Genomic DNA, 11517 nt, shown 5'->3' on the forward strand with positions numbered 1-11517 from the left:
CCGTCATCACCTGCATTTGAATGCATATTCAAGAGCTATTTTGGTCTTCAGATGCAATATAGTGCATTTTTCTCAACACTAGCGAACCAAAAAATGCAATAAAATGCATTTATGGCACTTATTGTTCGTCTGAAACGCAAAATAATGCAGATATCGTCGATTTCGACTCTGGACATGAGTTTCTGATTTTGCGAAAGCCGGCAATGTCTCGATGAGTTGTGAGAAAGGTCGCCGATTCGACTGGCTAATAAACCGCTGTTACCCGGCGAGTCGTCATTTTCGACACCACGATTTGACAACACCTGCACACCCGCCAGAACCGCCTGACATCGGCAACGAAGCGTTCTCCTTAGAGTTTGGCCTCTTCTCAATAGAGGCTTAATTCAATGCTTGTTCAACACAGATTCCGTCCACACCACTTGGCGCTGGCCATCGCGCTGGCAGTGGGTTGCGTTGATTTTTCGTTTGCCCAGCAGACGTCCATCGATGCCGGCACTCCTTCTTCTGAAACACCGGAGCAGCTCATCGGGCAGCTCGAGGCTTTTATCAGTCACGCCGACACCATCAAGACCTCCATCACCAGAGCAGTCGATGGAAGTAATCGGGCTTTCAGCGAAGGAAATGACCTTGTCATAGTCACTGGCCGGGGAGCCCTCACCGGCACGGTAGACGGTCGTGGCGGGACCAATTTCCTGCAGCTTGATACGGCAAGTGGCGGCACGCTGGGCGAGAGTCGCAACTTCGAAGGCCTGGAACTGAAACGAAGCACGTGGACCGTCAACAGTCCAAATGACTTCAAAACGGGTGTATGGGTGCGCTCCCGGGCAACACTCATCAATGACGGGGGTATCGAAGGAGGAGCGTTGGTCCAGGGTTCTCTTGTCAACACAGGCGAGATCGGCGGCGGCGTAACGGTTCAATCAGGTGGCACCCTGACCAACTCTGGGATTGTCATGGGCGAGGTGCTGGTTGATGAGAAAAGTGTATTCGCCGGTAATGGTCGAGTCGGGGCATTGCAGGTCAACGGCCGTTTCTCTGTCGATAAGGTACACGGAGCGCCGACCGTGTCGGGCGATTTGAGGCTTTCCAAAACGGCCGAACTGACCTACGAGGTCGACGCCGACCGCAAAAGTGCAACGGTTGTAGTCGGCGGCACCGCCAGTCTGGGGGACGCCACGCTGAACATTGTTGCGTCATCGGGCGACTATCCATACGTCAGCGCAAACACCATTCTTTTAGCCAATAGAGTCGAAGGGGAATTTGGAAAGGTCCTCAATAACCTTGCGTTTTTAACGCCCAAGGTTGAATACGAAGAGAAAAAAGTCGATCTGATCCTTACCCGTAACGACGTGCCTATCGAGGCTTTCGCAATTACCGAGAACGGGGAGGAATTCGCCCAAAGTGTTGAAGAGCCGATCGACATACCGCAAACCCAGACTGCACCTGAGAATGCTCCCCTCGTCGCTGATGCGCTGACGCTCCCCATAGTCGCTGATACGCCTGTCACCGCTTCAGTTCCTGCGACAGCAGCAAATCCCACTCCCCCGCCCACGCCCACCAATGCCGCTGTCATCGCGCTGATCGGCGCCGATATACAAACCGCCTCTGTTGCAATCGAGCAACTGGCCGGCAGCAACAACGCCAACCTCGCGAAGGCAACCCTCAACAGCGACAGCCCGATCAGCACAACCCTGCTCTCGGCCATGCGCCAAATGGACAGCGCGGCAGGCTTCGGCAGTCAGAAGAATTCGCCGCGCACAGCAGCAGGCAGTGAGCAAAACAGCAGAGTCTGGCTGCAGGCGCTAGGTCACGGCGGAACGCTGGATCGCGACTACGACCCTCTGAAAACTTCCACCCAAGGCTTGGTGCTGGGCGCCGATTGGCGCATCGATGAGCAATGGCGTATCGGCGTGATGGCCGGCAAATCCGACACTCGCCTGGACAGCCGTGACCTCGACGGCGATCTCGACAGCTGGCATCTGGGCGCCTACGCCCAGCGCCAGAACGGTCCTGTGGCGCTACGCTTGGGCGCGACCTACAGCAATCACGATGGCAACACCAAACGCCGTGTTGCGTTCAACGGTTTCAGCGACCGTCCGCAAGGTCGCTACGATGCCAGCACCCAACAGGCCTTCGCTGAGGTGGGCTACAACCTGGGCCGTGCCAACGTCAGCATCGAACCGTTCGCCAGCCTGGGTTACCAACGCTATCAGCGTGACGGCTACACCGAAAAAGGTGGCGCCGCGGCATTGAAGGTCCAGAGCCAGACTCAAAACAACCTGAACAGCACATTCGGCTTGCGGCTGGCGAAGCTCAACACCCTGGATAACGGCATGCAACTGACCCCACGATTCAGTGCCGGCTGGAAGCACACCTACGGGGATGTCTACATCGATACCCGTCAGCGATTGGTAACAGGCGGGAAAAACTACAGCGTTTATGGTGCACCGCTGGATCGAGACAGTTTGCTGGTCGATGCAGGTCTGGACCTTGGGCTGTCGGCGAACCATACGCTTGGTGTCGGCCTTAATGGTGAGTTCGGCACCGACAGCCGAAACCATGGCGTAACGGGTCAATGGCGGATGAATTTCTAAACCACAAATCCCGGGCGAAAAAAAAGGGGAGCACATGCCCCCCCGAGGTTAAAGCGGTCAATCGAGGCTGTTAATTCAGCCTTCGATCTCGATCAGGATTTCGCCCGGATTCACCCGGTCGCCCTTGGCCACGTGGATGGCGGTGACTTTGCCGGCGATGGCCGATTGGACTTCAGTTTCCATCTTCATCGCTTCGGTGATCAGCACGGCTTGCCCGGCTTTCACGGTGTCGCCTTCCTTGACCAGCACGTCGACGATGTTGCCCGGCATGGTGGTGCTGACGTGGCCCGGTGCAGTGGCTTGCTTGCGCTTGCTGCTGCCGCCGCTGACGAATTCGTTGAGTGGCTCGAACACCACTTCTTCCGGCATGCCGTCGATGGACAGGTAGAAGTGACGCTTGCCTTCGGCCTTCACGCCAACACCGGTGATGTCGACGCGATAGGTTTCGCCGTGGACGTCGATGACGAACTCGGTCGGTACACCTTCGCCGCCGGCCGAGGCCACGCCGCCCGCTTCAGGAATCGGCAGCAGCACTTCTGGAGTCAGTGTGCCGGCTGCGCGTTCTTCAAGGAACTTGCGGCCGATGTCCGGGAACATGGCGTAGGTCAGCACGTCTTCTTCAGACTTGGCCACGGCACCGATTTCAGCGCGCAGCTTGGCCATTTCAGGCTTCAGCAGGTCAGCTGGACGGACGTCGATCACCTCTTCGCTGCCTATTGCCTGGCGACGCAGTTTTTCGTTCACGGTGCCCGGCGCTTTACCGTAGCCGCCTTGCAGGTAGAGCTTCACTTCGTTGGTGATGGTCTTGTAGCGCTCGCCGGCCAGCACGTTGAAGAACGCCTGGGTGCCGACGATCTGCGAGGTCGGGGTCACCAGCGGCGGGAAGCCAAGGTCTTCACGAACGCGCGGGATTTCAGCCAGCACTTCGCCCATACGGTTCAGGGCGCCCTGCTCTTTCAATTGGTTGGCCAGGTTGGAAATCATCCCGCCCGGTACCTGGTTGACTTGAACGCGGGTGTCGACGGCGGTGAATTCGCTTTCGAACTGGTGGTATTTCTTACGCACAGCGTAGAAGTACAGGCCGATCTCCTGGAGCAGTTCCAGATTCAGGCCGGTGTCGAACTCGGTGCCTTTAAGGGCGGCAACCATCGACTCGGTGCCGGGGTGGCTGGTGCCCGAGGCCATGCTGGAAATAGCGGTGTCGATATGATCAGCACCGTTCTCGATGGCCTTGAGTTGGCACATTGTGGCCAGGCCAGCAGTGTCGTGGGAGTGGATGAAGACCGGCAGCGATTGTTCGGACTTCAATGCCTTGACCAGTTCGCCGGTGGCATACGGCGTCAGCAAACCAGCCATGTCCTTGATCGCGACCGAGTCGCAACCCATGGCTTCCATTTGCTTGGCTTGGGCCACAAAGGCCTCAATGGTGTGCACCGGGCTGGTGGTGTAGGCGATGGTGCCTTGGGCGTGTTTGCCAGCAGCTTTCACGGCTTCGATGGCCACGCGCAGGTTACGCACGTCGTTCATCGCGTCGAAGATGCGGAACACGTCGATGCCGTTGACCGCCGCTTTGGCGACGAAGGCTCTGACCACATCATCGCTGTAGTGGCGGTAGCCCAGCAGGTTCTGGCCACGCAGGAGCATTTGCAGGCGCGTGTTAGGCAACGCAGCGCGCAGTTGGCGCAGGCGCTCCCACGGATCTTCTTTCAGGAAGCGTACGCAGGCGTCGAAGGTCGCGCCGCCCCAGCATTCCAGCGACCAGTAGCCGACTTTATCGAGCTTGTCGCAGATCGGCAGCATGTCTTCGGTGCGCATGCGGGTAGCGAGCAGCGATTGATGGGCGTCGCGCAGGACCGTGTCGGTTACGTGGATACGCTTTGTAGGTTGAGAGTTGCTCATTGTTCTTTTCCTCACAGGCCTGCGTGGGCGGCGATGGCGGCGGCGATGGCCAGGGCCAGCTCTTCGGGTTTGCGCTTGATCGAGTAGTTGGTCAGTTCAGGGTGGCTTTCAACGAAGCTGGTATTGAACTGGCCGCTACGGAATTCCGGGTTACGCAGGATTTCCTGGTAGTACGCGGCGGTGGTCTTGACCCCTTGCAGACGCATGTCGTCGAGGGCGCGCAAGCCACGGTCCATCGCTTCTTCCCAGGTCAACGCCCACACCACCAGTTTCAGGCACATGGAATCGTAGAACGGCGGGATGGTGTAGCCGGTGTAGATCGCCGTGTCGGTACGTACGCCAGGGCCGCCCGGGGCGTAGTAGCGGGTGATCTTGCCGAAGCTCGGCAGGAAGTTGTTTTTCGGGTCTTCGGCGTTGATCCGGAATTGCAGCGCGAAACCGCGGTGCTGAATGTCTTCCTGTTTCACCGAAAGCGGCAGGCCGGACGCAATCCGGATCTGCTCACGCACAATGTCGATGCCGGTGATTTCTTCGGTGATGGTGTGTTCCACCTGGACCCGAGTGTTCATCTCCATGAAGTACACCTCGCCCTCGGCGAGCAGGAACTCCACGGTGCCGGCGTTCTCATAACCCACGGCCTTGGCTGCACGCACCGACAGGTCGCCGATATAGGCGCGCTGTTCCGGGGTCAGTTGCGGGCTCGGGGCGATTTCGATGAGCTTCTGGTTGCGGCGCTGGATCGAGCAATCACGCTCGAACAGGTGCACCACGTTGCCAAAGCTGTCGCCGAGGATCTGCGCTTCAATGTGTTTCGGATTGACGATGCACTTTTCCAGGAACACTTCCGCGGAACCGAAGGCCTTGGTGGCTTCGGAAATGACTCGCGGGAAAGCTTGTTCGAGTTCTTCACGGCTGTCGCAGCGACGGATACCACGCCCACCGCCACCGGAAGTCGCCTTGAGCATCACCGGGTAACCGATACGGTCGCCTTCGACCAAGGCTTCCTCGATATCCGCGACGTTGCCTTCGGTGCCTGGAGTGACCGGTACGCCCGCCTTGATCATGCTGCGGCGTGCTTCGGTCTTGTCGCCCATGCGGCGAATCACTTCAGCCGATGGACCAATGAATTTGATGCCGCGCTCGGCGCAGATGTCTGCCAGCTCGGCGTTTTCCGAAAGGAATCCGTAGCCGGGGTGCAGCGCATCGCAACCGGTTTCTACCGCCAGATTCACTAGCTTGCGCGCATTCAGGTAACCGGCCAATGGCTCGGCACCAATGCTGTGGGCCTCATCCGCGCGCTTTACATGCAAGGCATGGCGGTCGGCGTCGGAATAGATCGCGACCGAGCGAATGCCCATCTCGGCGCAGGCACGCACGATTCGTACGGCAATCTCACCACGGTTGGCGATCAGGATCTTTTTTATCACTTGGAGGTTCCCTTGAGCCGGTGGTACCCACGACCTGCTAGACCAGGTCGACGCGTGACTAAATGTTTCAATTTAGTCGCAGCCCCACACTAGCCCCCACAAGGGATTAACAAAAATGATTAATAATTGGGTTAGGCATAAGTAAAGACTTATAGTTGAGTCATCAGCCTGCGAGCAGAGACTACAAAAAATGCGTAAGTCCTTGATGCGTATGACATTGCGTCAATTGCAGATTTTCAATGAAGTCTGTGATCTGAGGTCCTACAGCCGTGCGGCCGACGAAATGTCGCTCACTCAACCGGCCGTCAGCCTACAGATTCGTCAACTCGAAGAGCTGATTGGCCAGCCTCTGTTCGACTATGTTGGCAAAAAACTCTACATGACGGAGGCGGCAGAAGCACTACAGCGAGCCAGTCGGGACATTTTCGGACGCCTGGAAAACCTCGATATGCAGCTTTCGGATATGCAGGGTTCGCTGCAGGGTCAGTTGAAACTGGCGATCGAATCCAGCGCCAAGTATTTCGTGCCGCACCTGTTCGCCGCGTTCAAGCGCCAGCATCCGGAAGTGAATCTGCAACTGACGGTGGTCAACCGAGGACAGGTGATCCGTCGACTGTCGGATAACCGCGACGATCTGGTGATCATGTCCATGGTGCCGCAAGACATGGGGCTGGAGTTTCTGCCGTTCCTCAACAACCCGATCGTGGCCGTGGCACCACCGGATCATCCACTGTGCCACATGGGGCCTCTGCGCTTGCAGGACCTTGAGCCTTACACGTTGTTGCTGCGCGAACCCGGCTCGGGAACGCGATTGGCGTGCGAAGAGTATTTCAAGGAAAAGCGTGTGCACTTCAACCAGACGCAGGAGGTTTCCTCGGCTGAAGCCCAGCGTGAATGTGTGCTGGCGGGTCTGGGCGTCGCGCTGTTGACGCGCCACGCCCTGAACCTTGAGTTGGCGACCGGTGGATTGATCGAGCTGCCGGTCGAAGAACTGCCCCTGTATCGCAGCTGGTGCCTGGTGCAGGCCAAGGCCAAACGGCTGTCACCGGTGGCCCACGCATTCCTTGCGTTTATCCGCAGCGAACGGGTGCAGATCAGCGCGTTGGTTGAGCGCTTCGACGGGAAGTTGCGGGAGCTGCCTGCCAGTAGTTGAGTTCCAGATCGGCAGGAAAATCGCCAATCTCAGCCAGCAATTGGCGGCGCTCGCAGCGATCTTCAATGGCGCGGCGGAATTCCATGCGGCGCTGATCTTCCTGCTGACGACGGGTTCTGACAGCGCTGTTGCGTTCTTCGTAGGGCTGGGCCATTTCGAGTCTCCCAAGGCGATTACGGGAGTTTCAAGATAGGCGCGAGGGATGACGGTTTGGCGGCGAAGGGATTACAGGGATGTGAATCTTCGGCGCTCTCGAAGACGCCATCGCGAGCAGGCTCGCTCCCACAGGAGAACAGCGTTCGGCAGGAGAACGCGGTCAAATGTGGGAGCGAGCCCGCCCGCGATTAAGGCCGGAACGATCTTACGACGACATCAGTCGTCCAGCGCCTTCACTGACTTGGGCGACAGCCGCAGGCTGCGCAGGCTGCGCTTGACGCTCTTGAGGTGATTGACCAGGCTCGGCCCGCGCGCCATGGCCACGCCCATCGCCAACACGTCGATCACCACCAGGTGGGCAATGCGTGACGTCAGCGGGGTGTAGATTTCGGTGTCTTCGTGCACATCGATCGCCAGGTTGACGGTCGACAGTTCGGCCAACGGTGTCTGGCTTGGGCATAAAGTGATCAGCGAGGCGCCGCTTTCGCGCACCAGGTTGGCGGTGATCAACAGATCCTTGGAACGACCGGACTGGGAAATGCAGATTGCCACGTCGGTCGGTTTCAACGTTACCGCCGACATCGCCTGCATGTGCGGATCGGAGTACGCCGCCGCCGTCAGCAGCAAGCGGAAGAATTTGTGCTGGGCATCCGCCGCCACCGCACCCGAAGCGCCAAAACCATAGAATTCGACGCGCTGGGCCTGGGACATCAGCGACACGGCCCGTTGCAATTCCACAGGGTCGAGCTTCTCGCGAACCTCCATCAGGGTGTGCAGGGTGGTGTCGAAGATTTTCAGGCTGTAGTCGGCGACCGAATCGTCTTCATGGATGGCGAACTGACCGAAGCTCGCGCCCGCCGCAAGGCTTTGCGCCAGCTTCAGTTTCAGGTCCTGGAAACCCGAGCAACCGATGGCACGGCAGAAGCGCACGATGGTCGGCTCGCTGATGCCCACGCTGTGGGCCAGGTCGGCCATGGAGCTGTGCATCACCGCCGCAGGATCAAGCAGCACGTGGTCGGCGACCTTGAGCTCCGACTTGCGTAAGAGGTGGCGTGACTGGGCGATGTGTTGCAGCAGATTCAAAGGGCTGGACTCTTTGTTATTGGCAGGTGCCGGGGATGTAGCAAGCTTGTAGTTATACTACATGAATCGGCTTTTTGCCTGCTCAATGCGTAACTCGATATCCCCATTCCACGCCACATGCGCTCCATGTAGCCCTCCGGGACCCTTTGGCAGTTGCCGCAAGCTCTTACAGTGCCGTGTCGTGGCGCAACAGGGCGGCCAAGTCATCAGCCTCCACCGGGCGGCTGATCAAATAGCCCTGCACTTCATCACAGTGCTCGGCTTTCAAAAATTCCAGCTGCTCTGCCCGCTCCACGCCCTCGGCCACGACCTTCAGTGACAAGCCATGCGCCATGGCGATGATTGCCCGAGTGATCGCCGCATCTTCGCTGCCCTGCCCCAGACCGCGAATGAACGCCTGATCGATCTTCACGTAATCCACCGGAATGCGTTTGAGGTAGCTCAGGGACGAATACCCGGTGCCGAAATCGTCGATCGCCAATTTCACGCCCAGGTCACGCAACTGCTGGAATGTCGCGATGATGTGTTCGACGCTGTCGAGCAACTGGCTTTCGGTCAGTTCGAGTTCCAGGCAGTGCGGCGCCAGACCGGTCTCTTCCAGCACCTGCCGCACCAGGCTGACCAGCTTGCCCTGGCGCAACTGATGCACCGACAAATTGACCGACACCCGAATCGGCTCAAGCCCCTGGCGCTGCCATTCGCAGGCCTGCCAACAGGCCTGGCGCAAGACGAACTCGCCGATAGGACCGATCAACCCGGTTTCCTCGGCCAGACCGATGAACTCCCCCGGCGGCACCCGGCCCATGGTCGGGTGATCCCAACGCACCAGCGCTTCCGCGGCGTTCAGGCGGCCTGTGGCGAGGCAAAGTTTCGGCTGGTAAAAGACTTGCAGCTGCTTTTCCTCGATGGCTTTGCGCAGCTGGTTTTCCAGCTGCAGACGTTCGAGTGTGCTGGCCTGCAGGCTTTCGGTATAGAACTGGAAGTTGTTGCCGCCCAAGTGCTTGGCATGTTGCATGGCAATGTTGGATTGGCTCACCAGCGCGGAAATTTCCCGAGCGTTATCCGGCAGCATGCTGATGCCCATGGACGCGCTGACCACCAGTTCATGACCATCGACGGTGATCGGCAAACGCAGTTTGGCGCACAAACGGGTCGCCACCCGCGCCAGGCTCGACAGGTTGCCGTAGGCATCGAATAGCACCGCAAACTCGTCACCGGACAGCCGGGCGATGGTGTCCGCTTCTGGCAGTGCATTGACCAATCGACGAGCCATTTTTTGCAGAAGCTGGTCGGCGACTTCATGGCCGAGACTGGCGTTGAGCAGTTTGAAACGATCCAGGTTAATGTGCAGCAGCGCCAGACTTCGACGTCCGCCCTGACGCACCCGCTGATGAGCGTCTCGCAGCCGTTCACGGAACAGCGAACGGTTGGCCAGGCCGGTCAGTTCGTCGTAGTGAGTCAGGTAGCGCATGCGCTCTTCGGATTCACGCCGAGCAGACAAATCAGCGAAGAAGCCGACAATATGACTCACATTTCCCCGAGCATCGCGCACGGCGTTCAGTTGCAGCCACTGCGGGTAGAGTTCGCCGTTCTTGCGCGTCTCTACCAACTCACCCTGCCAGGTGCCGTGCTGCTCCAGCGCCTGATGGATAGCGCCATAGTGCCGGCGGGCATCCCGGCTGCACGGCAACTCGACCACGTTACGCCCCAGCATGTCTTCGATGTCGTAACCGGTGACACGGCTGAAAGCCTGGTTAATCGCGATCAATGCGTAATTGGGGTCGAAAATCACGATGCCTTCGCTGGCTGCCTCGAACACCGTCGCCGCCAGCTGGCGTTGTTCTTCCTGGCCCTTGCTCGCGCTGATGTCGCGGCGGGTACCGACCATGCGGATCACCCGACCGTTTTCGCTGCGCTCAACCGCACGGCCACGGTCCTCGATCCAGACCCAGTGGCCGTCGCCATGCCGAACGCGGTATTCGATCTGGTAATCCTCGCTGCGGCCTTTCAAATGCTCGACCAGCGCACGTCGAAGCGCCGGCAAGTCTTCAGGATGAAGGCGCGGCTTGAGGTGGCTGAGCATCGCGGTGACGAATTCCGGTGCCAGGCCAAACAACTCCTGAAGCTGGGTGTGATGGACTTCATCGGTTTGCAGGTTCCAGTCCCACAACCCCAACTCACTGGCCTTCAGCGCCAGCGCCAGTCGTGCTTCGCTCTTGCTCAACGCCTGGTTGGCAGCGTCCAGCTCAAGGCTGCGCTGGGCAACGCGGTTTTCCAGCTCGACCTGGGCTTCGCGCAATTTATCCTCGGCACACCGGCGCTGATCAATCTCCTTGGCCAATTCGTGATTGAGCTGATCTCCGCAGCTCCGGGCCTGCTGCAAGTGTTCGATCAAGGCTTGATTCTGGAAGCGTCGCAGCAAACCGTTGTCGATCAGTCGATTGACCTGCCAGGCAACCACGCTAAGCGCGCCCAACAATATCAATCCGAACCAGCCCCATCCGTGCTCCTGCTCATCGCCGCCCCAGAACAGGTAGGCAATGGCCGGCAACAGACAAGGCAAGGTAAAAGACAGGAACGCCGGAAGGCTGACCGCATAGGCAACGCTGGCCGACAGCGCGGCGGCGCCGATCAGGCCGAATACCCAGGCTTGCTGAATGAAGTTGTCAGCGGGCACCAGAGCGATACCGGCGCCCGCCAGGGTCAGGCCAGTCATGGCAGAACCCAGCAGGAACATGCGACGCCAGACCGGATGCGCCTGACGGTTGGGAATGGCCGAATCGAAGGCTGCGACTTGAATCACGCGCAAGGCTACCAGCGACAACAGCCAGACCAACCAGACACTGACCAGGAAGTAGCGCTGCGGACTCCAGAGCAAGCCGGCGCAGACCAGACCATTGATCAGCATGAACAGCGTAGGCAGCAGGGAACCCTGGTAAAGCAGGCGTGTGCGCTCGACCGCCATTTCCATGGCGTACTGTTTACGGATAACCCGGGGCTCCACAGAAGGGCCCGACAGGTCGGAGCTGAGGGTCATAGGCAATGTTCTTGTTCTTATAATGATGAGCATGAGCCCGAAACGTGGACGGAGCATACACAAGCCAATGCCCTTACCAAACTGCTCCAGATCATAAATTCAACAAAACTTCAGCCCCCCGTCGCCCCCTGAAAACCCTTGAAGCGAGCCCCGCCAACGCTTGCAGCG

At 58.9% G+C, this 11517-nt stretch carries 7 protein-coding genes; 2 read left to right on the forward strand and 5 right to left on the reverse strand.

Annotation, left to right across the window (positions count from 1 at the left end):
* Positions 1–386 precede the first annotated feature (386 nt).
* On the forward strand, positions 387–2594 hold the full coding sequence (locus HNR03_RS13615) for an autotransporter domain-containing protein (protein WP_259154090.1): 2208 nt from the start codon (positions 387–389) through the stop codon (positions 2592–2594).
* A gap of 75 nt (positions 2595–2669) precedes the next feature.
* Here HNR03_RS13615 and oadA read toward each other — a convergent pair whose 3' ends face one another.
* Both oadA and HNR03_RS13625 read right to left on the reverse strand, forming a co-directional pair.
* Complete coding sequence (oadA, locus tag HNR03_RS13620; protein ID WP_090177780.1) at positions 2670–4493, reverse strand: sodium-extruding oxaloacetate decarboxylase subunit alpha; 1824 nt, start codon at positions 4491–4493, stop codon at positions 2670–2672.
* 11 nt (positions 4494–4504) lie between these two features.
* The gene (locus HNR03_RS13625) at positions 4505–5920 is read right to left on the reverse strand and encodes an acetyl-CoA carboxylase biotin carboxylase subunit (protein ID WP_033059614.1); all 1416 of its coding nucleotides are present in this window, start codon (positions 5918–5920) and stop codon (positions 4505–4507) included.
* A gap of 190 nt (positions 5921–6110) precedes the next feature.
* Here HNR03_RS13625 and HNR03_RS13630 point away from each other — a divergent pair, with 190 nt between their 5' ends.
* Entirely contained in the window at positions 6111–7073 is a 963-nt protein-coding gene (locus tag HNR03_RS13630) for a LysR family transcriptional regulator (protein WP_090177777.1), read from the forward strand.
* Here the strand turns inward: HNR03_RS13630 and HNR03_RS13635 are convergent.
* The 3 genes from HNR03_RS13635 to HNR03_RS13645 form a co-directional block, all read right to left on the reverse strand.
* The gene (locus tag HNR03_RS13635; protein ID WP_222589094.1) at positions 7015–7227 is read right to left on the reverse strand and encodes a PA3496 family putative envelope integrity protein; all 213 of its coding nucleotides are present in this window, start codon (positions 7225–7227) and stop codon (positions 7015–7017) included. The two genes, HNR03_RS13630 and HNR03_RS13635, sit on opposite strands and share 59 nt — an antisense overlap.
* A 218-nt stretch (positions 7228–7445) precedes the next feature.
* Complete coding sequence (hexR, locus tag HNR03_RS13640) at positions 7446–8312, reverse strand: transcriptional regulator HexR (protein ID WP_008027445.1); 867 nt, start codon at positions 8310–8312, stop codon at positions 7446–7448.
* A 166-nt stretch (positions 8313–8478) separates the two neighbouring features.
* Positions 8479–11349, reverse strand: a complete 2871-nt coding sequence (locus tag HNR03_RS13645; RefSeq protein ID WP_222589095.1) for an EAL domain-containing protein — start codon at positions 11347–11349, stop codon at positions 8479–8481.
* Positions 11350–11517 lie beyond the last annotated feature (168 nt).

The sequence above is a fragment of the Pseudomonas sp. JAI111 genome (assembly GCF_024809425.1).
Lineage (GTDB): Bacteria > Pseudomonadota > Gammaproteobacteria > Pseudomonadales > Pseudomonadaceae > Aquipseudomonas.